Source organism: Serratia sp. CY47280 (genome assembly GCF_052168655.1).
In the GTDB taxonomy this organism is placed as follows: domain Bacteria; phylum Pseudomonadota; class Gammaproteobacteria; order Enterobacterales; family Enterobacteriaceae; genus Serratia; species Serratia bockelmannii.
Genome location: NZ_JBJNMG010000007.1, coordinates 156,086 through 179,534, shown reverse-complemented (window position 1 = coordinate 179,534; position 23,449 = coordinate 156,086). Strand labels below are relative to the sequence as shown.

Annotated in this window: 28 protein-coding genes; 16 read left to right on the top strand and 12 right to left on the bottom strand. The window is 58.7% G+C overall.

The genetic code is table 11. From position 1 onward, the window contains the following. Positions 1-266: 266 nt before the first annotated feature. From rpsI to zapE, 3 genes are all read right to left on the bottom strand, one after another. Positions 267-659 (bottom strand): 30S ribosomal protein S9, encoded by a 393-nt coding sequence (rpsI, locus tag ACJ8J4_RS21630; protein ID WP_004937080.1) that lies wholly within the window; start codon positions 657-659, stop codon positions 267-269. Between the two features lie 15 nt (positions 660-674). Beyond that, positions 675-1,103: a 50S ribosomal protein L13 gene (gene rplM, locus ACJ8J4_RS21625; protein WP_004937079.1), complete on the bottom strand. Its 429-nt coding sequence runs from the start codon at positions 1,101-1,103 to the stop codon at positions 675-677. 275 nt (positions 1,104-1,378) lie between these two features. After that, positions 1,379-2,506: a cell division protein ZapE gene (gene zapE, locus ACJ8J4_RS21620; RefSeq protein ID WP_264383754.1), complete on the bottom strand. Its 1,128-nt coding sequence runs from the start codon at positions 2,504-2,506 to the stop codon at positions 1,379-1,381. A 231-nt stretch (positions 2,507-2,737) separates the two neighbouring features. Here zapE and zapG point away from each other — a divergent pair, with 231 nt between their 5' ends. From zapG to degS, 3 genes are all read left to right on the top strand, one after another. Beyond that, positions 2,738-3,139: a Z-ring associated protein ZapG gene (zapG, locus tag ACJ8J4_RS21615; protein WP_004937074.1), complete on the top strand. Its 402-nt coding sequence runs from the start codon at positions 2,738-2,740 to the stop codon at positions 3,137-3,139. Between the two features lie 174 nt (positions 3,140-3,313). Beyond that, a complete protein-coding gene (gene degQ / locus ACJ8J4_RS21610) occupies positions 3,314-4,684 on the top strand; it encodes a serine endoprotease DegQ (RefSeq protein WP_025304368.1) in 1,371 nt (456 codons plus the stop codon). 88 nt (positions 4,685-4,772) lie between these two features. Further along, the gene (gene degS, locus ACJ8J4_RS21605) at positions 4,773-5,831 is read left to right on the top strand and encodes an outer membrane-stress sensor serine endopeptidase DegS (protein WP_025304369.1); all 1,059 of its coding nucleotides are present in this window, start codon (positions 4,773-4,775) and stop codon (positions 5,829-5,831) included. 71 nt (positions 5,832-5,902) lie between these two features. Here degS and murA read toward each other — a convergent pair whose 3' ends face one another. The 7 genes from murA to mlaF all read right to left on the bottom strand — a co-directional run bounded on the left by murA (position 5,903) and on the right by mlaF (position 10,714). After that, a complete protein-coding gene (gene murA / locus ACJ8J4_RS21600; RefSeq protein WP_004937068.1) occupies positions 5,903-7,162 on the bottom strand; it encodes a UDP-N-acetylglucosamine 1-carboxyvinyltransferase in 1,260 nt (419 codons plus the stop codon). Positions 7,163-7,217: 55 nt separating this feature from the next. Continuing rightward, positions 7,218-7,472, bottom strand: coding sequence for a BolA family iron metabolism protein IbaG (gene ibaG / locus ACJ8J4_RS21595; RefSeq protein ID WP_025304370.1), 255 nt, complete (start codon positions 7,470-7,472; stop codon positions 7,218-7,220). A gap of 140 nt (positions 7,473-7,612) precedes the next feature. Then, the gene (gene mlaB / locus ACJ8J4_RS21590) at positions 7,613-7,915 is read right to left on the bottom strand and encodes a lipid asymmetry maintenance protein MlaB (RefSeq protein WP_025304371.1); all 303 of its coding nucleotides are present in this window, start codon (positions 7,913-7,915) and stop codon (positions 7,613-7,615) included. Next, positions 7,915-8,544: a phospholipid-binding protein MlaC gene (gene mlaC / locus ACJ8J4_RS21585; protein WP_025304372.1), complete on the bottom strand. Its 630-nt coding sequence runs from the start codon at positions 8,542-8,544 to the stop codon at positions 7,915-7,917. Before mlaC ends, mlaB begins: the two co-directional genes overlap by 1 nt. A gap of 14 nt (positions 8,545-8,558) precedes the next feature. Beyond that, positions 8,559-9,107, bottom strand: a complete 549-nt coding sequence (gene mlaD, locus ACJ8J4_RS21580) for an outer membrane lipid asymmetry maintenance protein MlaD (protein WP_025304373.1) — start codon at positions 9,105-9,107, stop codon at positions 8,559-8,561. A gap of 4 nt (positions 9,108-9,111) precedes the next feature. Next, positions 9,112-9,894, bottom strand: coding sequence for a lipid asymmetry maintenance ABC transporter permease subunit MlaE (gene mlaE / locus ACJ8J4_RS21575; protein ID WP_004937059.1), 783 nt, complete (start codon positions 9,892-9,894; stop codon positions 9,112-9,114). A gap of 4 nt (positions 9,895-9,898) precedes the next feature. Further along, on the bottom strand, positions 9,899-10,714 hold the full coding sequence (gene mlaF / locus ACJ8J4_RS21570) for a phospholipid ABC transporter ATP-binding protein MlaF (RefSeq protein ID WP_043141965.1): 816 nt from the start codon (positions 10,712-10,714) through the stop codon (positions 9,899-9,901). 303 nt (positions 10,715-11,017) lie between these two features. On the opposite strand from mlaF, the gene ACJ8J4_RS21565 reads away from it, so the two are divergent. The 13 genes from ACJ8J4_RS21565 to ACJ8J4_RS21505 all read left to right on the top strand — a co-directional run bounded on the left by ACJ8J4_RS21565 (position 11,018) and on the right by ACJ8J4_RS21505 (position 20,077). Then, entirely contained in the window at positions 11,018-11,995 is a 978-nt protein-coding gene (locus ACJ8J4_RS21565; protein WP_033644493.1) for a calcium/sodium antiporter, read from the top strand. A gap of 16 nt (positions 11,996-12,011) precedes the next feature. After that, the gene (gene kdsD / locus ACJ8J4_RS21560; RefSeq protein WP_141999026.1) at positions 12,012-12,998 is read left to right on the top strand and encodes an arabinose-5-phosphate isomerase KdsD; all 987 of its coding nucleotides are present in this window, start codon (positions 12,012-12,014) and stop codon (positions 12,996-12,998) included. A gap of 17 nt (positions 12,999-13,015) precedes the next feature. Next, complete coding sequence (gene kdsC, locus ACJ8J4_RS21555) at positions 13,016-13,570, top strand: 3-deoxy-manno-octulosonate-8-phosphatase KdsC (protein ID WP_141999028.1); 555 nt, start codon at positions 13,016-13,018, stop codon at positions 13,568-13,570. Next, positions 13,567-14,145 (top strand): LPS export ABC transporter periplasmic protein LptC, encoded by a 579-nt coding sequence (gene lptC / locus ACJ8J4_RS21550; protein WP_004937047.1) that lies wholly within the window; start codon positions 13,567-13,569, stop codon positions 14,143-14,145. The genes kdsC and lptC overlap by 4 nt, the downstream gene beginning before the upstream one ends. Further along, positions 14,114-14,653 carry a lipopolysaccharide ABC transporter substrate-binding protein LptA gene (gene lptA, locus ACJ8J4_RS21545; protein WP_025304377.1) on the top strand — a complete coding sequence of 180 codons (540 nt, stop codon included), beginning with the start codon at positions 14,114-14,116 and terminating at the stop codon, positions 14,651-14,653. The genes lptC and lptA overlap by 32 nt, the downstream gene beginning before the upstream one ends. 6 nt (positions 14,654-14,659) lie before the next feature. Next, positions 14,660-15,385 carry an LPS export ABC transporter ATP-binding protein gene (lptB, locus tag ACJ8J4_RS21540; protein WP_004937040.1) on the top strand — a complete coding sequence of 242 codons (726 nt, stop codon included), beginning with the start codon at positions 14,660-14,662 and terminating at the stop codon, positions 15,383-15,385. A 52-nt stretch (positions 15,386-15,437) separates the two neighbouring features. Next, positions 15,438-16,871, top strand: coding sequence for an RNA polymerase factor sigma-54 (gene rpoN / locus ACJ8J4_RS21535; RefSeq protein ID WP_043141961.1), 1,434 nt, complete (start codon positions 15,438-15,440; stop codon positions 16,869-16,871). Positions 16,872-16,894: 23 nt separating this feature from the next. Then, the gene (gene hpf / locus ACJ8J4_RS21530) at positions 16,895-17,182 is read left to right on the top strand and encodes a ribosome hibernation promoting factor (RefSeq protein ID WP_004937038.1); all 288 of its coding nucleotides are present in this window, start codon (positions 16,895-16,897) and stop codon (positions 17,180-17,182) included. A 155-nt stretch (positions 17,183-17,337) separates the two neighbouring features. Continuing rightward, positions 17,338-17,799, top strand: coding sequence for a PTS IIA-like nitrogen regulatory protein PtsN (gene ptsN / locus ACJ8J4_RS21525; RefSeq protein ID WP_016930212.1), 462 nt, complete (start codon positions 17,338-17,340; stop codon positions 17,797-17,799). A gap of 129 nt (positions 17,800-17,928) precedes the next feature. Beyond that, positions 17,929-18,783: an RNase adapter RapZ gene (gene rapZ / locus ACJ8J4_RS21520; protein WP_015379177.1), complete on the top strand. Its 855-nt coding sequence runs from the start codon at positions 17,929-17,931 to the stop codon at positions 18,781-18,783. After that, entirely contained in the window at positions 18,780-19,052 is a 273-nt protein-coding gene (gene npr / locus ACJ8J4_RS21515; protein WP_043141958.1) for a PTS phosphocarrier protein NPr, read from the top strand. Before rapZ ends, npr begins: the two co-directional genes overlap by 4 nt. Before the next feature lie 294 nt (positions 19,053-19,346). Then, the gene (locus ACJ8J4_RS21510; protein ID WP_004937033.1) at positions 19,347-19,658 is read left to right on the top strand and encodes a type II toxin-antitoxin system HigB family toxin; all 312 of its coding nucleotides are present in this window, start codon (positions 19,347-19,349) and stop codon (positions 19,656-19,658) included. After that, positions 19,655-20,077, top strand: coding sequence for a helix-turn-helix domain-containing protein (locus tag ACJ8J4_RS21505; RefSeq protein WP_049208318.1), 423 nt, complete (start codon positions 19,655-19,657; stop codon positions 20,075-20,077). Before ACJ8J4_RS21510 ends, ACJ8J4_RS21505 begins: the two co-directional genes overlap by 4 nt. Before the next feature lie 4 nt (positions 20,078-20,081). On the opposite strand, the gene ACJ8J4_RS21500 is transcribed toward ACJ8J4_RS21505, so the two are convergent. Both ACJ8J4_RS21500 and ACJ8J4_RS21495 read right to left on the bottom strand, forming a co-directional pair. Then, positions 20,082-21,998: a BglG family transcription antiterminator gene (locus tag ACJ8J4_RS21500; RefSeq protein WP_148123775.1), complete on the bottom strand. Its 1,917-nt coding sequence runs from the start codon at positions 21,996-21,998 to the stop codon at positions 20,082-20,084. 51 nt (positions 21,999-22,049) lie between these two features. Then, the gene (locus ACJ8J4_RS21495; protein ID WP_043141952.1) at positions 22,050-23,264 is read right to left on the bottom strand and encodes a lactonase family protein; all 1,215 of its coding nucleotides are present in this window, start codon (positions 23,262-23,264) and stop codon (positions 22,050-22,052) included. Between the last annotated feature and the right edge of the window lie 185 nt (positions 23,265-23,449).

Below are 23,449 nucleotides of genomic sequence, written 5' to 3'. Positions count from 1 at the left end.
GAATAATCTTGCCGCAGGCCGGCAGCACGCAGCGCGACCCGAACCCATAAAAAACCGGCCCAGGAGGTCAACTGCACGGCGAACAGGCGCAAAAGTGGGTGATAGTTTACCAGATTTTGCTTGTTTTGTGGGGGCAGTGCGGCGAATTCATGTTGAATTGTCTGATATGCCACAGATTTTAGTCGGGGACGGCGGATTTCAGGCATAAAAAAACCCGGTGAAGCACCGGGTTTTTTGCGTAAATCGCACTGCCGAAGCAGCGAAAATTAACGCTTGGAGAACTGCGGACGACGACGTGCTTTACGCAGACCGACTTTCTTACGTTCAACCTGACGAGCGTCACGGGTGACGAAGCCAGCTTTACGCAGTTCAGAACGCAGAGTCTCATCGTACTCCATCAGTGCACGGGTGATACCGTGACGGATAGCGCCAGCTTGACCGGAGATACCACCACCTTTAACGGTGATGTACAGATCCAGTTTGCCAACCATGTCGACCAGTTCCAGCGGCTGACGAACTACCATGCGGGCAGTTTCGCGACCGAAGTACTGTTCCAGGCTGCGCTGGTTGATAACGATGTTACCGTTGCCCGGCTTGATGAAGACGCGAGCGGCGGAGCTTTTGCGGCGACCAGTGCCGTAGTATTGATTTTCAGCCATTGCCATTAATCCCGATTAAATGTCCAGAACTTGCGGTTGCTGTGCCGCGTGATTGTGCTCGGTGCCCGCGTAAACTTTCAGTTTACGGAACATAGCACGACCCAGCGGGCCCTTTGGCAGCATGCCTTTAACCGCGATTTCAATCACGCGCTCAGGACGGCGGGCAATCATCTCTTCAAAGGTCGCTTGCTTGATACCACCGATGTGGCCGGTGTGGTGGTAGTACACTTTGTCTGTACGCTTGTTGCCGGTTACAGCAACTTTGTCAGCGTTCAGAACGATGATGTAATCACCGGTATCCACGTGCGGGGTGTATTCCGCTTTATGCTTGCCGCGCAGGCGACGAGCCAGTTCAGTAGCGAGACGGCCTAAAGTTTTACCATCTGCATCAACAACGTACCAGTCGCGTTTTACGGTTTCTGGTTTAGCTGTAAAAGTTTTCATTAGAAAGCTTACCCAATAATTAGTTACACGTTGGTGAACACCCAAACGCTCGAAAACAGTTGAGGCTCACACGACCATACAAGTCCAGCAAACCTACCCCTTCGAATAGCCATTGCCGGCACTATAAAGTTTTTGGGAAAAAAAACTTTGTTGTAACGTGGGGTCGCAAGATTATAGAGAAGTCGCTCACAAAGATCGAACGGTTTTTGAATGGAAAATAAATTTATCGCCGGCGGCGGACAACCGGCGATATGGCGGCGGCAAGCCCGGCAGACTCAGGGCAGATGCGGCAGCTTGAGGTACTCTTCGCTCTGCATTTCCTGCAGGCGCGACAGGCAGCGCTGGAATTCAAATTTCAGCTGCACCCCCTGATAGATCTCGAACATCGACGCTTCGGCGCCGATCACCAGCTTGATGTGCCGTTCGTAGAATTCGTCCACCAACGCCAGGAAACGGCGCGCGGTATTCTCTTTCAGCGGCCCCATCACCTGCACATTATACAGGATCACGCTGTGATACAGCCGCGACAGCGCGATGTAGTCCAGTTGGCTGCGCGCCTCTTCGCACAGCGTGTGGAAATCCACCGCCAGCACGCCGTCCACCGAACGGATCGCCTGCAGCGGCCGATGGTTGATCTGCAGCATCGGCGCCTCCTCCCCCGCCTTGCCCGCCAGCTTGACGAACATCCGGTCCAGCGTTTCGCGCGTCTGGTCGCTCAGCGGCGTCAGGTAGAGGTGCGCCTGGGTCAGAGTACGCAGACGATAATCGATACCGGCGTCAACGTTCATCACGTCGCAGTACTCATTGATCAGATCGATAGCCGGCAGGAAACGCGCCCGCTGCAGACCGTTGTGGTACAGATCGTCCGGCGGGATGTTCGACGTGGCCACCAGCGTGATGCCGCGCGCGAACAGCGCCTGCAGCAGCGTGGCCAGCAGCATGGCGTCGGTGATGTCGGACACGAAGAATTCGTCGAAGCACAACACATCGGTCTCGGCCTTGAAGCCGTCGGCGACGATTTCCAGCGGGTTTTCCCGCCCTTGCAACTCGGTCAGTTCTTCATGCACCCGCAGCATGAAGCGATGGAAGTGCAGACGCATTTTGCGATCGCCCGGCAAACTGTGGAAGAACATATCCATCAACCAGGTTTTGCCGCGCCCGACGCCGCCCCACATATACAGCCCCTGCACCGGGCGCTGTGGCGCCGTGTCGCCGCCCTTGCCCAGCAAGCGGCTGAGCTTGCCGCGCAGCCCGCCGGCAGGCGCGCTCGCCGCCGGCTTTTGCAGCAGAGCCTGATAAATGCGATCCAGTTGAGTCACGGCCCGGCGTTGAACCTCATCGGCCTGATATTCACCCGCATCCAGCGCCTGCTGGTAGCGAGATAACGGTGATAGTGCCTGCATCTGTTCGATGTTCCCTAAGAACGCTTAGAAATTATTTAGCCAACGTTGGCGGCAAGTTGATGCCGATTCGCACCGTTATCGCCACAAATACCCGCTGCGGGCGCCGCTGAAAACCCTGTAAAAATTAGGTGGAAGCGCATCAGGATTCCACTCGGACAAGGTTAACGGTTATAGTGGATATTATTAAGTGAAAAATCCCTGCGGAACAACGAAGTCAAAATAGGAGTCATCATGACCTGGGAGTATGCGCTGATTGGTTTGGTCGTCGGTATCGTGATTGGTGCGGTGGCGATGCGTTTTGGCAACCGTAAATTACGTCAACAACAAGTCCTGCAGAACGAGCTGGACAAGAGCAAAACCGAGCTGGAAGAGTACCGTCAGGAGCTGGTCGGCCACTTTGCCCGCAGCGCCGAGCTGCTGGACAACATGGCGCGCGATTATCGTCAGCTGTATCAGCACATGGCGAAAAGCTCGAACAACCTGCTGCCGGATCTGCCGATGCAGGAAAATCCGTTCCGCTATCGCCTGACCGAAGCGGAAGCAGACAACGATCAAGCGCCGGTGGAAATGCCGCGCGACTATTCGGAAGGTGCCTCCGGCCTGCTGCGCGGGCAAAGCGCGCGCCGCGACTGATCCCCTTCGCCCGCGGGGCCACCCGCGGGCTTCCTCGCGTTTACCGTCTTGACCTTCCCTCGCATTACCTTTACTGAACTTTGCACGCAAATTCACGGTCTTACCCTTCACTATGACAAGGTGATTGCCTTATCATCAAATTTTCATCGGCAGGTATTGAGAGAGTTATAATCAATGAAGAAAAAGTCGTTAATTCTTAGTGCATTGGCAATGAGCCTCGGCCTGACGCTCAGCTCCGTACCGGTGGCCAACGCGGCCCTGCCCGTCGCCGTTCAGGGGCAGCCGCTGCCGAGCCTGGCGCCGATGCTAGAAAAAGTCTTGCCGGCCGTAGTGAGCGTGCATGTCGCCGGCACTCAGGTGCAGCGTCAACAGCTGCCGGAAGAGTTCAGACGCTTCTTCGGCCCTAACTTCCCCGGCCAACAGCAGAGCTCCCGCCCGTTTGAGGGGCTGGGTTCCGGCGTGATCATCGACGCCGCCAAAGGCTACGTGCTGACCAACAACCACGTCATCAACAACGCCGATAAAATTCGCGTGCAGTTGAACGACGGGCGCGAGTTGGACGCCAAGCTGGTTGGCCGCGATGAGCAATCCGACATCGCCCTGCTGCAGCTCAGTGACACCAAGAATCTGACCGCCATCAAGATGGCCGACTCCGATCAGCTGCGCGTCGGCGACTTTGCCGTCGCGGTCGGCAACCCGTTCGGCCTGGGCCAAACCGCCACCTCCGGCATTATCTCGGCGCTGGGGCGTTCCGGCCTGAATCTGGAAGGGCTGGAAAACTTCATTCAGACCGACGCCTCCATCAACCGCGGTAACTCCGGCGGCGCGCTGGTTAATCTGAATGGCGAGCTGATCGGCATCAATACCGCCATTTTGGCGCCGAGCGGCGGCAACGTCGGCATCGGCTTCGCCATTCCGAGCAATATGGCGCAGAACCTGAGCCAGCAGCTGATTGAATTCGGCGAAGTGAAACGCGGCCTGCTGGGCATCAAGGGCAGCGAAATGACCCCGGATATGGCCAAAGCCTTTAACACCGACGCGCAGCGCGGCGCCTTCGTCAGCGAAGTGCTGCCGAAATCCGCCGCCGCCAAGGCGGGCATCAAGGCTGGGGATATCCTGGTCTCCGTCGACGGTAAACCGGTGAGCAGCTTCGCCGAACTGCGCGCCAAGGTGGGCACCACCGCGCCGGGCAAAACCCTCAAGGTGGGCCTGCTGCGCGATGGCAAACCGCAGGAAGTCTCGGTCACGCTGGACAACAGCGAGAGCGCCTCGACCAATGCCGAAACGCTGTCGCCGGCGCTGCAGGGCGTCTCCCTCAGTAACGGCGCGTTGCCGAGCGGTGACAAGGGTGTGAAGGTGGAGAACGTGGATAAAGGGTCAACGGCGGCGCAGATCGGCCTGCAGAAAGGCGACGTGATCATCGGCGTCAACCGTCAGCGCGTGGACAACATCACTACGCTGCGCAAAGTGCTGGAGGCCAAGCCACCGGTGATGGCGCTCAATATCGTGCGCGGTAACGAAACCATTTATCTGCTACTGCGTTAATTTGTGCAAAAACCGGGCTCGGTGACATACTGCGCCCGGTTAACTCATGCTATCCTCCGAACATCGTTCACCACACCACGAAAACTCCATGTTTGCTAAGCTCTTGCGTTCTGTCGTTATCGGTCTCATCGTTGCCGGCCTGCTGTTGGTCGCTCTGCCCATGCTGCGCTCTTCCAACGGCCTGTTTGCAGAGAAAACCGAGAATACCAGCGACGAAACGCCGGTGAGCTACAACAAGGCGGTGCGCCGCGCCGCGCCCGCCGTGGTGAACATCTACAACCGCAATCTGAACGGCGCCGCCAACGTGCTGTCGCTCGGTTCCGGCGTGATCATGAACGAACGCGGCTATATCATCACCAACCGCCACGTGATCAAAGACGCTCAGCAGATCACCGTGGTGTTGCAGGATGGCCGCCGCTACGAAGCGCTGTTGGTCGGCTCCGACGGCCTGACCGATTTGGCGGTGCTGAAGATCGATCCCGGCAATTTACCGGTGATCCCGACCAATAAAAATCGCGTTGCCCACGTCGGCGACGTGGTGCTGGCAATCGGCAACCCGTATAACCTGGGGCAAACCGTGACTCAGGGCATTCTCAGCGCTACCGGGCGCATCAGTATGAGCACCACCGGCCGCCAGACGTTCCTGCAGACCGACGCCTCAATCAACCGCGGCAACTCCGGCGGCGCGCTGGTCAACTCGCTGGGTGAGCTGATCGGCATCAATACCCTGACCTATGACAAAATCACCGACGGCGAAACGCCGGAGGGGCTCGGTTTTGCCATTCCGATCGAGCTGGCCACCAAAATCATGGACAAGCTGATCCGCGACGGCCGCGTGATCCGTGGCTATTTCGGCATTCAGGGCAAAGAGATCATTCCGCTGCGCTCCTCCAATTCCGGCATCGATCGCCTGCAGGGCATCATCGTGACCGAAATTACGCCGAACGGCCCGGCGAGCAGCGCCGGTTTCCAGATCAACGACATCATCATCAACGTGGATAACAAACCGGCGGTGTCCGTGCTGGAAACCATGGATCAGGTAGCGGAGATCAGACCGGGCACCGAGATACCGGTCATCGTGCTGCGCGACGGCAAACGCATTACGCTGAAAATGACGGTGGGTGAATTCCCGGAAGACAGCAATTAAAAAAGGGCCGGCATTGATAGCCGGCCCTTTGATTTTCATCCTGCCGACGCAGCCGCGCCGGCGCTAATGCCTTACTCGCCTTTCACACGCTCGATGTTCGCACCCAGCGCGCGCAGCTTGTCTTCAATACGCTCATAGCCGCGATCGATGTGATAGATGCGATCGACGACGGTAACGCCGTCGGCGATACAGCCGGCGATCACCAGGCTAGCGGAAGCGCGCAGATCGGTCGCCATCACCTGAGCACCGGACAGCTGCTCAACGCCATGGCAGATCACGGTATTGCTCTCGATTTCCGCGTGTGCGCCCATGCGGATCAATTCCGGCACGTGCATGAAGCGGTTTTCGAAGATGGTCTCGGTGATAACGCCGGTGCCTTCCGCCACCAGGTTCAACAGGCTGAACTGGGCCTGCATGTCGGTCGGGAAGCCCGGGTGCGGCGCGGTGCGCACGGTGACCGCTTTCGGGCGTTTACCGTGCATGTCCAGGCTGATCCAGTCTTCACCCACTTCGATATCGGCACCGGCTTCGCGCAGCTTGGCCAGCACCGCATCCAGCGTATCCGGGCGGGTGTTGCGGCACATCACTTTGCCACCGGAAACCGCGGCGGCGATCAGGAAGGTCCCGGTCTCGATGCGGTCAGGCAGCACGCGATACACGCCGCCGCCCAGACGCTCGACGCCTTCGATGGTGATCTTGTCGCTACCGGCGCCGCTGATCTTCGCGCCCAGCGTATTGAGGAAGTTGGCGGTATCGACAATTTCCGGCTCACGTGCGGCGTTCTCGATAACGGTGGTGCCGGTCGCCAGAGTCGCGGCGCTCATGATGGTTACGGTCGCGCCCACGCTCACCTTATCCATGACGATGTGCGCGCCCTTCAGACGGCCCTCGACGGACGCCTTAACGTAGCCTTCTTCCAGCTTGATCTCGGCACCCAATTGCTCCAGGCCGGTGATGTGCAGATCGACCGGACGCGCGCCGATCGCGCAGCCCCCCGGCAGGGAAACCTGACCGCGGCCGAAGCGCGCCACCAGCGGCCCCAGCGCCCAGATGGAAGCGCGCATGGTTTTCACCAGATCGTAAGGGGCGCAGAACTCGTTCACGCCGCTGGCGTCCACGAAGACCGAACCGTTACGCTCAATCTTGGTACCCAACTGGTTGAGTAGTTTAATGGTGGTGTCGATGTCCTTCAGCTTCGGGACATTCTGCAGCTCGACCGGCTCTTCCGCCAACAGGGCGGCGAACAGGATCGGCAGGGCGGCGTTTTTGGCCCCGGAAATAGACACTTCACCGCTCAGGCGGGTCCGACCCTGCACACGAAATTTATCCATCTGACTACTCTCTGTTATCTAATCTGAAGCTGCCCGCCCAGCAGGGCAAACAGCCTTAAAATCCGTTGAGTTTGCGGTCTCGCTGCCACTCTTCAGGGGTGTACGCCTTGATAGACAAGGCATGAATGCGGTTGTCAGCAATGTATTCCATCAGCGGTGCGTAAACCGTCTGCTGTTTTTTGACGCGGCTCATGCCGGCGAACAGTTCACCGACCACGATCGCTTGAAAATGGCTGCCGTCGCCCGTCACATGTGCTTCATCCAGTGCCAATGCCTGCATCAGCACGTCTTTAATCTCGTTGGTTTCCATAGTATCCAGTTCTGCCGCTAAAGGATCATAAACAGCCTAGTATCTTAGTGGAATACGATGTTTTCTTAAACTAAAGAAAAAGCCCCTGCATAACAGGGGCTTTGTATCGTTTTACCACGCAATGGCGGCGTAAAACGCCGCTAACCGACGGTATCGACAGGCATTATCGCCTGCAGGTTGTAGAGCGCGATCAGCGTTTTCAGGCGCTCGGTGGCGCCGAAAATTTTCAGCGCTACGCCGCGTTGGCGCTGCTCTTCCTGCAGATGCAGCAACAGCGCCAGCCCGGCGGAGTCCACGCGCTGCAGTTGCGCCACGTCGATCGCGGTTTTATCCGCCATCAGCGCGTCGCGCTGCCGCCACAGCGGCTGCAGCGTTTCCCGATCCAGTTCACCGCGCAGGATCAGCGTCTGCTGCTCTGATTCGAAGCTGAGCGCTGCCGACATCAGTTTTTCTTGTCCAGCGTGATAGGCTGCGCGGCGGCGGCCTGCAGCTGTTTGGTCAGGCCGTCGATGCCCTGAGTACGCAGCGTAGACGCCCACTCGTTCTGCTTGGTAGTGATCATGCTGACGCCTTCGGCGATCATGTCATACGCCTGCCAGTAGCCGGTTTTGCTGTTCTTGCGCCATTGGAAATCCAGACGCACCGGCGGACGGCCGCCGTTGTCGATGATGGTGACGCGAATAGCCACGATGTCGGCATTGCCCAGCGGTTGTTCAGGCGCGATCTGGTAAGTCTGGCCGTGATACATCGCCAGCGCCTGGCCGTAAGCCTGCTCCAGGTAAGCCTGGAAGGCGGTGAAGTAAGCTTCGCGCTGCGCAGGCGTTGCCTCTTTGTAGTAACGCCCCAGCACCAGCGCGCCGGCGTATTTCACCTGCACGAACGGCATCAGTTCCTGATGCACGATGGCACGCAGGTAGTTCGGGTCCTGCTTGATCTTCGGCTGTTCGTTCTTCAAACGGCTGAAAGTCTTCTGCGCCGCGTCTTGCATCATGCTGTAAGGATTGGTTTGGTCGGCTGCGCTCGCCAGCGGTGCAACCACCAGCAGAGCCACCATCAGTAAACGTTTAAACATGCAGGTATCCTCTCTTAATGATTTGGAACAGCGGGTTGCGGTGCGGCGCCGGCAGCCGGCTCAGCGGCCGCGTCTCCCGATTTGGCGCTGTCCTGACCGCCGCTTTTATACAGGAACTGGCCGATCAGGTCTTCCAGAACCATGGCTGATTTGGTGTCCTGAATGGTACCCCCGTCTTTCAGGATGGTGGTACCCATCTCAGGATCTTCAAAGCCCACGTTAAGCGCCAGGTATTGCTCGCCCAGCAGGCCGGAGGTGCGGATCGCCAGCGAGCTGGTATCTGGGATTTGGTCGTACTTTTTCTGGATATCCAGCGCCACGCGCGGCGTGTAGGTTTTCGAATCGAGTTCGATGTCAGCCACGCGGCCGATCACCACGCCGCCAATCTTCACCGGCGAACGCGGTTTCAGGCCGCCGATGTTGTCGAACGTTGCGTAAATGCGGTAGGTCGGCTCGCTGCCGATCGATTTAAGGTTCGCCACCTGCAGGCAGATAAACACGATGGCGCACAGCGCGATCAGCATAAATGCCCCAACCCAGATTTCACTCTTCTTCGTTTGCATCGAATCAATTCCCAAACATCAGTGCTGTCAGCACGAAATCCAATCCCAACACCGCCAGTGACGAATGCACCACGGTACGCGTCGTCGCCCGGCTAATCCCTTCAGAGGTAGGCACGGCGTCGTACCCGTTGAAAATGGCAATCCAGGTTACGGTAATGGCGAATACCACACTCTTGATCAGGCAGTTGAGCAGATCTTTTTTCCACTCTACGGCGCCCTGCATCGCCGACCAGAAGAAGCCGCTGTCGATGCCTTTCCAGTCCACGCCGACCACCGAGCCGCCCCAAATGCCGATCGCCACGAAAATGATGGTCAACAGCGGCATGCTGATCAGCCCCGCCCAGAAGCGCGGCGCCACGATGCGCCGCAGCGGATCGACCGCCATCATTTCCAGGCTGGAGATCTGCTCCGTCGCCTTCATCAGGCCGATTTCCGCCGTGAGCGCGGAACCGGCGCGGCCGGCGAACAGCAGCGCCGTGACCACCGGCCCCAGTTCGCGCAGCAGCGACAGCGCCACCATCATGCCGAGGCTGGCCTCGGCGCTGTAGGTGGTGAGCACGATATAGCCCTGCAGGCCCAGCACCATGCCGATAAACAGCCCGGAAACCATGATGATCAGCAGCGACTGCACGCCGACGCTGTAGAGCTGTTTCAACAACAGCGGCCACTGCTTGCCGGGTTCCGGCCGGCCAATCAACGCGTTGAACAGCATCAACCCGGCGCGGCCGAAGCTGGCGCTGGTGTTGATGCCACTGCGCCCCAACGACGCTAACGCTCTTAATAACATGAGCTTATTTACTCCCTAAGCCTAGCAGTTCGGCCTGATAATCCCCGGCCGGATAGCGGAACGGCACCGGCCCATCCGCTATACCATCCAGGAACTGGCGCACGCGCGCATCAGGATTGTTCTGCAATTGCTGCGTGGTGCCTTCAGCGATCACCCGGTGATCGGCCACGATGTAAGCGTAGTCAGCGATGCTCAGCACCTCCGGTACGTCGTGCGACACCACGATGCAGGTAATGCCCAGCGCATGGTTCAGCTCGTCGATCAGCTTGACCAGCACCCCCATGGTGATCGGATCCTGGCCAACGAAAGGTTCGTCGAACATGATCATTTCCGGGTCCAGCGCGATCGCACGCGCCAACGCCGCCCGGCGCGCCATACCGCCGGAAAGCTCATTGGGCATCAGCTGAGCCGCGCCGCGCAGCCCCACGGCCTCCAGCTTCATCAGCACCGTGCTGCGCAACAAAGGCTCCGGCAGGTTACTGTGCTCGCGCAGCGGGTAAGCCACGTTTTCGAATACGGTCAAATCGGTAAACAGCGCGCCCGACTGGAACAGCATGCTCATCTTTTTGCGCGCGTCGTATAACTGACGGCGGGACAACGCGGGAATGTTGTCGCCGTCGAACCAAATCTCCCCGCTGTCCGGCGCCAGCTGGCCGCCTATCAGGCGCAGCAGCGTGGTTTTGCCGATGCCCGATGGCCCCATGATCGCCGTGACCTTACCGCGAGGCACCGTCAGGTTGATGTCTTCAAATATCCGTCGGTCGCCGCGCGAGAAACTCATGTCGCGCACTTCGACCAAATTATCTGCCTTTTGGAGCATGTTAATGGACCCTTTACGACTCATCTTTTGCTGAATCTACCCGTGATGTTAAAGCAATGGGCGCAATCCGTCTCATCTTTACAAAAACTTACTGCCATTTCGCAACCAATGGTGCCATTGGTTTTACTTTTCCGCGCCACCCGGTCAAAATTGGCGCCATAACGAAAAAAAACGAAACTGTTCAACAATTAGCCGGGAAAAACCGTTGCTGCGGCTCAAACGCGCGCAACGGAGGGCAAGCAATACCGCCGCATTGACGGCTTTAACCAACGAACCGGGATAATACCCGACAAAGGACCCTGCATGTTTCTCGCGATAGCATTATTAATCGTTGGTTTATTTCTACTGGTGTATGGTGCAGACCGCTTAGTTTATGGTGCTGCCGTGATTTCCCGCTCACTCGGCGTACCGCCGTTGATCATCGGCATGACCATCGTCGGCATCGGCACGTCGCTGCCGGAGCTGATCGTGTCCACCACCGCCGCGTTGAACGGGCAGATAGATATGGCCGTTGGCAACGTATTAGGGTCCAACATCACCAACATCTTATTGATCCTGGGGGTGGCGGCGCTGATTCACCCGCTGGCCGCGCGCTCCGAGATACTGCGGCGCGAACTGCCGCTGATGTTAGCGGTCACAGTATTGTGCGGTTTCGTGTTGATGGACGGTACCCTGAGCAGGCTGGACGGCGTGCTGCTGCTGACCGCCGCCGCCGGCTTCATCTTGTTGATGCTGAAAATCGCGCGGCTGGCGCAGCGCGAGGGCAGTGACAGCCTGACTATGGAGCAGATCGCCGAACTGCCGCAGGACAGCAGCAATACCGTGGCGGTGCTGTGGCTGGTGCTGGCGTTTATCATTCTGCCGCTCTCTTCCAGAATGGTGGTCGATAATGCGACGGTGATTGCACACTATTTCGGCCTAAGCGAACTGGTGGTCGGTTTGACCATTATCGCCATCGGCACCAGCCTGCCCGAACTGGCCACCTCCATCGCCGGGGCGCTGAAGGGCGAGGATGATATGGCGATTGGGAATATCATCGGCTCCAATATTTTCAACACGGTTATCGTGCTGGGCGTCCCCGCCCTGCTGTCGCCGGGCAGCGTGGATGCCGCCGCCTTCCAGCGCGATTACTGGGTGATGCTGGCGGCCAGCGTGCTGCTGAGCGTGCTGTGCATCGGCCGCAAACATCGCATCGGCCACCTGGCGGGCGCGCTGTTATTATGCGGCTTTATTGCGTATCTTGCGGTGCTGTTCTTTAACCCTTTCAGTACTTTCGGCTAAACCGACGGGAATGAGTATGTCGAACATTGAGTTGCAACCGGGCTTCGATTTTCAACAGGCCGGCAAAGAAGTGCTTCAGATAGAGCGTGAAGGGCTGGCTCAGCTCGACAGCTACATCAACGCAGACTTCACTCGCGCCTGCGAAACGATCGCCGCCTGCGGCGGCAAAGTGGTGGTGATGGGCATGGGCAAATCCGGCCATATCGGCTGCAAGATCGCCGCGACCTTCGCCAGCACCGGCACCCCCTCATTCTTCGTTCACCCGGCGGAAGCCAGCCATGGCGATTTGGGCATGGTCACCCCGCAGGACATCGTGCTCGCCATCTCCAACTCCGGCGAGTCCAGCGAGATCCTGGCGCTGATCCCGGTGTTGAAACGCCAACAGATCACCCTCATCTGTATGACCAACAATCCGGAAAGCTCGATGGGCAAGGCGGCGGATATCCACCTGTGCATCAAGGTGCCGCAGGAGGCCTGCCCGCTGGGGCTGGCGCCGACCACCAGCACCACCGCCACGCTGGTGATGGGCGATGCGCTGGCCGTCGCGCTGCTGAAGGCGCGCGGTTTCACGCCGGAAGATTTCGCGCTGTCGCATCCGGGCGGCGCACTCGGCCGTAAACTGCTGCTGCGGGTGAGCGATATCATGCACAGCGGTGACGAAATGCCCCACGTCAGTACCGACGCCTCGTTGCGCGACGCGCTGCTGGAAATCACCCGTAAAAATCTGGGCCTGACGGTTGTCTGCGACGATCTGATGAAAATCGCCGGCATCTTCACCGACGGTGACCTGCGCCGGGTGTTCGACATGGGCATCAACCTGCACGAAGCGAAGATCGCCGATGTCATGACGCCGGGCGGCGTGCGGGTGCGCCCCAACATCCTGGCGGTCGATGCATTGAACCTGATGCAACAACGCCACATCACTGCGCTGCTGGTTGCCGATGGCGACCAACTGCTGGGTGTGGTACATATGCATGACATGCTGCGCGCCGGCGTCGTTTAATTAAGGAATAGAACAAAATGAGTATGGTAGAAACCTGCTACGGGCCGGTAGAACAAGAGGTTATGGCGCGTGCCGGTAACATCCGCCTGTTGATTTGCGACGTTGACGGCGTGCTGTCGGACGGCCTGATCTTCATGGGCAACAACGGTGAAGAACTGAAGGCGTTCAACGTGCGCGATGGCTACGGCATCCGCTGCTTGAAAACCTCGGACATCGAGGTGGCGATCATTACCGGACGCTCCGCCAAGCTGCTGGAAGACCGTGCGCAAACGCTCGGTATCACCCATCTGTATCAGGGGCAATCCGATAAGCTTTTGGCCTTCCGTGAACTGTTGGATAAACTGTCGTTAACGGCGGATCAGGTCGCCTATATCGGCGATGACCTGATCGACTGGCCGGTGATGGCGCAGGTCGGCCTGGCGGTCGCGGTGGCGGACGCCCACCCGCTGCTGACGCCGCGCGCCCACTACGTCACCCGCATTGCCGGCGGCCGCGGTGCGGTACGCGAACTGTGCGACATCATTCTTTTGGCTCAAAATAAGCTGGAGGACGCCAAAGGGCTGTCGATATGAGTAAAACCAAACTGTGGATCACCATCCTGTTGACGGTGATCGTTCTGGCGCTGATCGGCTGGAACATGACGGACTTCAGCGACGACACGGCCCCGGGCCCGGTCAACGATCAGGATCCGACTTACCAGAGCCAGCACACGGTCACCGTGGTGTACAACCCAGCCGGCAAGCTGAATTATAAACTGGTGGCGGAAGACGCGAAGTATTACACCGCCGGCGAGCTGAGCTGGTTCACCCAGCCGGTGATGACGCTGTTCGATGAGAATGCGGTGGCCACCTGGTCAGTTCGCGCCGATCGCGCCAAACTGACTAAAGACCGGATGCTGTATCTGTATGGTCACGTCGAGGTGAACAGCCTGACCACCACCTCGCAGCTGGAAAAAATTAAGACGGACAACGCTCAGGTAAACCTGGTCACCCAGGACGTCACCTCCGATGACGAAGTCACGCTTTACGGGACCAATTTTACCTCTAACGGCATGAAAATGCGTGGGAACCTGCGGACCAAAACCGCTGAGCTGATTGATAAGGTTAAGACCAACTATGAAATTCAGAACCAAAAACCAACTCCGTAACCTGTTGCTCGGCAGCTTAGTTTTGGCCGCCAGCGCCCCCGCTCTGGCGCTGAAATCCGACTCCAGCCAGCCGGTCAGCATCGACTCGCTCAAGCAGTCGTTGGACATGCAAAGCAACGTCAGCACCTTCACTGACAACGTGGTGATCAAACAGGGCACCATCGATATTCGCGCCGACAAGGTGGTCGTCACCCGCCCGGGCGGAGATCAGAATAAGACCTATATTGAAGCGTTCGGCAACCCGGTAACCTTCTACCAGATGCAGGACAGCGGCAAGCCGGTCAAAGGCCACGCGCAAAAAGTGCGCTACGACGTGGCGACCCAGCTGGTGACCCTGACGGGCAACGCCTATCTGGAGCAGCTCGACAGCAACGTGAAAGGCGATCGCATCACCTATCTGGTGCAACAGCAGCAAATGCAGGCGTTTAGCGACAAAGGCAAACGCGTGACAACGGTTCTGGTACCGTCGCAGTTGCAAGACAAAAACGGGCAAAAAAAGAGTAACTAATCACTTATGGCAACACTCATCGCAGAAAACCTGGCGAAAGCCTACAAGGGCCGTAAAGTTGTCGAAGACGTCAGCCTGAAAGTGAAATCCGGCGAGATCGTCGGCCTGCTCGGGCCGAACGGCGCCGGTAAAACCACCACCTTCTACATGGTGGTCGGCATCGTGCCGCGCGACGCCGGGCGCATCGTGATCGACGAAGAAGACATCAGCCTGCTGCCGCTGCACGCCCGCGCGCGCCGCGGCATCGGCTATCTGCCGCAGGAAGCGTCGATCTTCCGCCGCCTGAGCGTGTACGACAACCTGATGGCGGTGCTGGAGATCCGTCCCGATCTCACCAGCGAACAGCGCGAAGACCGCGCCAAAGAGCTGATGGAAGAGTTCCATATCTCCCATCTGCGCGACAGCCTCGGCCAGGCGCTGTCCGGCGGCGAACGCCGCCGCGTCGAAATCGCCCGCGCGCTGGCGGCCAACCCGAAATTCATTCTGCTGGACGAACCCTTTGCCGGGGTGGATCCGATTTCCGTTATCGATATCAAGAAAATCATCGAGCACCTGCGTGACAGCGGCCTGGGCGTGCTGATCACCGACCACAACGTGCGCGAGACGCTGGACGTGTGTGAACGCGCCTACATCGTCAGCCAGGGCAAACTGATTGCCCACGGCACGCCGGATGCTATTCTGGCCGACGAGCAGGTTAAACGCGTTTATCTGGGCGAAGAGTTCCGCCTCTAAGCGCCGGCGCGCCCTGCGGGGCGACACCGTTAACGGAAGTAGACAGAAAACTATGAAGCAAGGTTTGCAACTCAGGCTCAGCCAACAGCTGGCCATGACACCTCAGCTCCAGCAGGCGATCCGCCTGCTGCAGTTGTCCACGCTTGAGCTTCAGCAAGAGATCCAGCTGGCGCTGGAGAGCAATCCGCTGCTTGAACAGACCGATCTGCACGACGAAATCGACGCCAAAGAAACCCAGGAGACCGAGGGGCTCGATACCCGCGAGGCGCTGGAACAGAAAGACATGCCGGAAGAGCTGCCGCTGGACGCCACCTGGGATGAGATCTACACCGCCGGCACACCGTCCGGCACCGGCACCGACTACAGCGACGACGAGCTGCCGGTCTATCAGGGCGAAACCACCCAAACGCTGCAGGATTATCTGATGTGGCAGGTGGATCTGACGCCGTTTTCCGATACCGACGCCGCCATCGCCACTTCCATCGTCGACGCGGTGGATGACACCGGCTATCTCACCGTGCCGCTGGAAGACATTCTGGAAAGCCTGGGCGACGAGAACGTGACCCTCGAGGAAGTCGAGGCGGTGCTGAAGCGCGTGCAGCGTTTTGATCCGATCGGCGTCGCCGCGCGCGATCTGCGCGATTGCCTGCTGGTGCAGCTCTCCCAATACGCCAAAGATACGCCTTATCTGGCCGAAGCGCGGCTGATCATCAGCGAGCATCTGGATCTGTTGGCCAACCACGACTTTCGCAGCCTGATGCGATCAACCCGGCTAAAAGAAGATACACTGAAAGAAGCGATGCTGCTGATTCAGTCGCTCGACCCGCGCCCGGGGCAGTCGATCAATACCGGCGAATCGGAATACGTGATCCCGGACGTGCTGGTGCGCAAGACGCAGAACAAATGGACGGTCGAGCTCAACGGCGACAGCGTGCCGCGTTTGAAGATCAATCAGCAGTACGCCGCGCTGGGCAACAGCGCCCGCAGCGAAGCCGACGGCCAGTTTATCCGCAGCAACCTACAGGAAGCCAAGTGGTTGATTAAAAGCCTGGAGAGCCGCAACGAAACGCTGCTGAAGGTCACCCGCTGCATCGTCAGCCAGCAGCAGGCGTTCTTCGAGCAAGGCGAAGAGTTTATGAAACCCATGGTGCTGGCGGATATCGCCCAGGCCGTGGAGATGCATGAATCGACGATCTCGCGCGTTACCACGCAGAAGTTTCTGCACAGCCCGCGCGGCATTTTCGAATTGAAATATTTCTTCTCCAGCCACGTGAATACCGACAGCGGCGGCGAAGCCTCCTCGACGGCGATCCGCGCGTTGGTGAAGAAATTGATTGCGGCGGAAAACCCCGCCAAACCACTCAGCGACAGCAAGCTGGCCACCCTGCTCGCCGATCAGGGGATCATCGTGGCCCGGCGCACCGTCGCCAAGTACCGAGAGTCTTTGTCCATCCCGCCGTCGAACCAGCGTAAACAGTTGGTTTGACCTCTATTGAGAAGGAAGACACTATGCAGCTCAACATTACCGGACACCACATCGAAATCACCGATCCGTTGCGCGAGTTCGTGAACAACAAGTTCGCCAAACTCGAACAGTATTTTGATCGCATCAATCAGGTGTATGTTGTATTAAGTGTGGAAAAAGTGCAGCAAATTGCGGAAGCAACGGTGCACGTGAATGGAGGCGAGTTGCACGCCACCTCGGAAGACGAGAATATGTATGCCGCAATTGATACGCTGATCGATAAATTGGCACGTCAATTGAACAAACATAAAGACAAATTGAAGCAACACTGACACCCTAACCCATTCCGTGAGGTTGCCTCCGTCGCAGCCTCGCCCTTCGGCGCGTGACCCGCATGGGTGACGCGCCGAACGGTAATCAGGGTTAAAACCGACGAAAAACCGCCTTGCCGGGTGCGCCCGGCGGCGCGGTTTTAAGTGAAGATGAGATGAACAACGAATATATGCAATTAAGCTCGGTGTTAAACATCGAGTGCACCAAAAGCTCGGTACACTGCACCAGCAAGAAGCGGGCTTTGGAAATTATCAGCGAACTGGCCGCCAAACAGCTCAATCTGCCTTCGCAGGTGGTGTTTGACGCGGTTCTCACCCGGGAACGCATGGGCAGCACCGGTATCGGCAACGGTATCGCCATTCCCCACGGCAAACTGGAAGAGGACACACTGCGGGCCGTTGGCGTGTTTATCCGTCTCGACCAACCCATCGCTTTCGACGCTATCGACAACCAGCCGGTCGACCTGCTGTTCGCGCTGCTGGTGCCTGCCGATCAGTGCAAAACCCATTTGCATACCCTGTCGCTGGTCGCCAAACGCCTGGCCGACAAAACCGTATGCCGCCGCCTGCGCGCCGCGCAAAGCGACGAAGAACTTTACCAAATCATCACCGAGTGATACCCGGTCGGCGTGACTTCCAGCCCGGATAACGTTACTGTTTCACGATGATGGATCCGGCCTCGGCCGGAATAACAAAGTTTACACCGGTGGCGATGAACGCCGCCGCGATGCCAGGGGAGTTGCCACATGGTGCTGATGATTGTCAGCGGCCGTTCCGGTTCCGGAAAATCCGTCGCCTTGCGGGCGCTGGAAGACATGGGTTTTTACTGCGTTGACAACCTGCCGGTGGTTCTGCTGCCGCAGCTCGCCAATACGCTGGCGGAACGCAATATCTCCGCGGCGGTCAGCATCGACGTGCGCAACATGCCGGAATCGCCGGAAGTGTTCGAATACGCGATGACTCAACTGCCGGACAGCTTCTCGCCGCAGCTGCTGTTTCTCGACGCCGATCGCAACACGCTGATCCGCCGTTACAGCGACACCCGCCGCCTGCACCCGCTCTCCAGCAAAAACCTGTCGCTAGAAAGCGCCATTGACGAAGAGAGCGATCTCCTCGAACCGCTGCGCTCCCGGGCCGACCTGATTATCGACACCTCGGAAATGTCGGTGCACGAACTGGCCGAAATGCTGCGCACCCGCCTGCTCGGCAAGCGCGAGCGCGAACTGACGATGGTGTTCGAATCCTTCGGCTTCAAGCACGGTATTCCGATCGACGCCGACTACGTGTTCGACGTGCGCTTCCTGCCGAACCCGCACTGGGATCCGAAGCTGCGGCCGATGACCGGTCTGGACAAGCCGGTGGCGTCGTTCCTCGATCGCCATACCGAAGTGCACAACTTCATCTACCAGACCCGCAGCTACCTGGAACAATGGCTGCCGATGCTGGAAACCAACAACCGCAGCTACCTGACGGTCGCCATCGGCTGTACCGGCGGTAAACACCGCTCGGTGTACGTGGCGGAACAGCTGGCCGATTACTTCCGCTCGCGCGGCAAGAACGTGCAGTCGCGCCACCGCACGCTGGAAAAGCGTAAACAATGACGGTCAAACAGACGGTTGAAATCAAAAACAAGCTGGGCATGCACGCGCGCCCGGCGATGAAACTGTTCGAGTTGGTGCAAAGCTTCGACGCCGAAGTGATGCTGCGCAACGAAAGCGGCACCGAGGCCGAAGCCAGCAGCGTCATCGCGCTGCTGATGCTGGACTCCGCCCAGGGCCGGCATATCGAAGTCGAAGCGACCGGCCCCGACGAAGTCAACGCGCTGACGGCGGTGGTCGAGCTGTTCAACTCCGGGTTTGATGAAGATTAGTCGCTGAGACTCTCCCCATGCGTCGCCTCGGCGCATGTGTTGCCTCCGCCCCACCCATAACGTAGCCCTCCCGTTTCTCACTTTGCGAATCCGCTTCCAGAATCAGCCGTAACCGCCTGTAAATTCACGTCATGGATTTACCCCCACCGCGGTAATCGCAATAGTGTGTAACGCAAAAACAGACAACTGGCGGGAGTTTCCCCACGCTTTGCTGGCGGGACAACGAAAAGTTTACAATTTGTGAACTTCACCGACAGTCGCTATAATGTTCACCGGGTAGGAATCGAAGGAACGATGCATATCATTTCCAGGGAACCGTTCAATAACGCAACGAAGCAATATCCCAATGAAGCCACTGCTCTCGAGGCCATTTATAAAGCGTTGCGACGGGGCGAGTTCCGCACGCCGGACGAGTTAAAAGCGCTTTTTCCTTCGCTCGATCGTATGAAATACAAAGAGAAATGGTGGGTCATTGACGTCGGCGGCAACCACCTACGGATCTTGTTCTTTGCCAGCTTCGAGACACAGAAAGTCTTCATAAAGCATATCGTTAGCCACGCCGAATACGACAAGCTGATGCAGCACTATCGAAGGAGTTCGTCATGATTACAGATGCCATTAAGGCGGCCGATGCGCTACTGCGCGCCGTACCCTTATTGCAGGGCAGCCACGCTCAGCAAGACTACCGAGAAGCGCTCGAATTGGTGGAATATCTGCTGGAAAACGATGAACACCATCCGCTGATTGACATGTTGGCAAAAAAAATCGCCGAATATGAAGACAACAGCGCCGAATTTACTGCATTCAACCAGCGTATCGCCCAACTCCCGCAGGGGGTGGCCGCGCTTCGCGTATTGATGGAACAGCACCAACTCAGCCAAAGTGATTTTGAACATGAGATCGGTAAAAAGTCGTTGGTTAACCAAATCCTGAACGGCAAAAGATCGCTGACCATTCCGCACATTATGGCGCTGGCTAAGCGTTTCAATCTGCCCCCGGCCCTGTTCCTGCCGGAAGCGGATTAGCCCCTCAACTCCGGCTCAGGCAGTCCAGCGCCACCGCTTTGAAGCTGTCGAAGCTGTCGCTGCCCAGCAGGCGGCTCATTGAGCGTTCACGCACGAAGGTGACGAACAGCTCGTAGATCGCCATCGCCTCTTCATAGTCGCTCTTGCTGATCGCCAGCAGGAAAATCACGTGCGCGATCTCACCTTCCCCCCAGGCGACCCCCTGCGGCGCCAGCAGCGTCACTACCACGGTCTTTTTCGCCAGCAGCCCCAGCGAGTGCGGCAGCGCGATGCCTTCGCCCAGCAGCGTGGAGACGATCGCCTCGCGCTCGACCACCGACGGATAAAAGTCCGCGCCGACGTACCCTTCCCGCTCCAGCTGGCCGCACACCCGGCTGAAAAGTTCCGCCTGCGTCAGCGGCTCGTTGAGCACCATGAAATGCTCAGCGTCGAAGAACTTCTCCAGCATGTACGGCCTGGTGCGATCCACCAGCACCAGTTTGCCCAGTTGCTCCAGCTGATAATCGGTCGGGAACGGCGACATCACCACCACCGGCTTGTTCTTTTCGCCGATGCGGGCGTTGGAAATCACGAAGTCTTCGTCGATGTGCGCAAGCATCTCGTAATCGCGCAGCGAGACGATGCGCGTCATCACCAGCTGCGGGTACTTGCGCGCAATCTGCGCCTGGATCATGCGCACCGTTGAGTTGCCGGTATCGCACACCAGCATCACCTGCGGGTGGCGTTCATAACCGATGTTGTAATGCCGCTCCAGCCCCACGCCAATATGTAACACCAGATAGCCTATCTCGTTCTCACTCAGGGTATAGGGGGTGTATTTGCCCCAGCTGGAGACCGCCGCCAGCGTCACGTCGTAAGCCATCGGATAGTGCTGCTTGATATTGGCCAACAGCGGATTGGGGATATTGATCTGGTATTTCACCCGCGTAATCATGGTCTTGATATGGGTGAGCAGGTCGGCCCGCAGCTGCTCGTCGCCCTGCAGGTTGTAGTTATAGTGTGCGTTGATGTAGGACAGGATGTAGTCCACCAACGCTTCTTCATCGTCGGCATTGATCTCGGTCGGCTGCACGTCCTGCACGCGGCGCGCGGCGATGTTGACCCGCAGATAGGCCTCTTCGGCCATCGAGATCTCTTTGCCGGAGGCCGCACGCAGCTCCGCCGCCAGGCGGGTCGACACCTGGCGCACCGCGTCGTCGCCGTCCTCCACCTCGAAGTCCGGCAGCGGATAGCCGTCGTTGATGCGCCGCAGCGCCACCGCGCAGTAGAAAATCAGGTACTGTTCGCCCTCATCGGTCAGGCGAATGGCATATTGCGACAACAGCGGATGCAGCAATCCGGCGAACGCCGCTACCTGCGGCTGCAGCAGGATCTCGTTGTTGAGCAGCGGGTTCTCGGCATCGGCCAACTGCAGCTGGAACAGCAGATCGGTGAGGCAGGCGCGGATCGCCATCTCGGCGCCGAACAGCTTCATGCCGTAGCGCGGTTTGGTTTCGATCGTCAATTGATAGTGCGCCAGACGTTCCCTCACCTCAGCCATGTCGTTTTGCAACGTGCCGCGGCTGACGAACCACTCGTCAGCCAGATCTTCCAGTTTAAGGGAGAAGGCTGAGGTCAAAAAACGCACCAGCAGATAATGCACCCGCTCTTGCGCGCTGCGCGGGGTAGCATGCTTGCGGCGCTCCTGATGCTGCAGGGCGCTGAATAGCGCGGCGTTATCGACCTGCAGGCGATAGCCGGCCCCACGGCTATGCACGAAACGCGCGCCGTACTTGTCCAGGATCTCGTTCAGCGCGGTGATATCCGCCCGCACCGTGCGGGTTGACACGGCGAAACGCTTCGCCAGCTCATCCTGCGGCAAAGTCTCGGTTTGCAAAGCATCGAACAAGTAAGCCAAACGCGGGTAAGGAAATCGCACCATTCTGTATCCGTCAATCAGGCGGCCCACCCGGCGAACCGGGCGGGCCACGGGTTACTTCGCCGGCGGCAGAAACGCCATTTGCGAGGGGCTGCCGATCGGCAGATAGCCGCCCACAAAGCTGAGCTTGCCGTCCGTCGGGTTGACGCTGAAGCGGGTGACGTTATCGCTGCGCTGGTTCAACGCATACAGATAGCGGCCATCCAAGCTCAGCGCCAGCGAACGCGGGTAATCGCCGCGGGTCCAGGTTTCCGCCACCGGTTTCAACTTGCCGCCGGCGCCCACGCTGAACTGGGCAATGCTGTTATGCAGCCGGTTGGCGACGTACAACGTGTCGCCGTTCTTGCTGAGCGCCAGCCCCGAAGCGAAGCTGGTACCCTGATAGTCGGCGGGCAGCGCGGAAACTGCATGCAGTTGTTTCAGAGTACCTTTTTGGCGATCAAAACGGTAGCTGGTCAACGTCGAAGCCTCTTCGTTCACCAGCAGCACGGTGTCGCCGTCCGGATGAAACACAAAGTGACGCGGGCCGGCGCCGGCGGACGAGGCAGCGATCCACGGTGGATCGTTCGGCGTCAGCCGGCCGCTCGCGGCGTCAAAGCGCCATTGGTAGATGCGATCCAATCCCAGATCGGTAGAGAACACAAACTTGCCGCTTGGATCGCTGGCGATCATATGGGCATGCGGGCCGTTGTGATCGCTGATGGCGAAGCTGCCGTTCACCGCCGCCGCCGGTTTGGCCGCGCCCGCCGGGCCCTGTTGTTGCTGCACCGAGCTGGCGGTGCCCAGGCGGCCGTCCGCTTCGATCGGGAAAGCCGCCACGCTGCCGCTGACGTAGTTCGCCACCAGCAGATGCCGCCCGTCCGGCGTCGATGAGAGATATACCGGCCCCGCCCCCTGCGAATCCACCTGGTTGAGCTGCGTCAGGCCGCCGTCGGCCGGATTGATCCGGTAGGCGGTGATGCCGCCGTGCTTACCGCCGTTGAAATCGGCCACTTCGCTGGCGACATACAGCGTCTTGCCATCAGCGCCCAACGTCAGCTGCGCCGGATTCGGCACGTTGCTGACCAGCGTAACCTGGCTCAGCGCGCCGCTGGCCGGATCGACCCGCACTCGGTAAACGCCTTCGCCGTTGGGATTGTAGGTGCCGATATAGGCAAAATGAGATGACGTGGAGTTCATTGCATCCTCAGCATGCAGCGCCGGGCCGGTCACGGCCAGCAGCGCCAGGAACAACGCGGGGCGTCGGGTTGGAGCCTGCCAGTTTCGCATAGTAGTCCTCAGTATATACCCGTCATCTTTCAAGCCGCAGCGTTGTTGGCTGCCCACACTCACCCCAGTCACTTACTTAAGTAAGCTCCTGGGGCTCCTGCGCTTGCCGCCTAGCTGCAACTTGAAAGCTATAGGCTATAGGTAACGGCGCGGCATGCCGCGCCACGGGAAAACCTTCGCCTCCC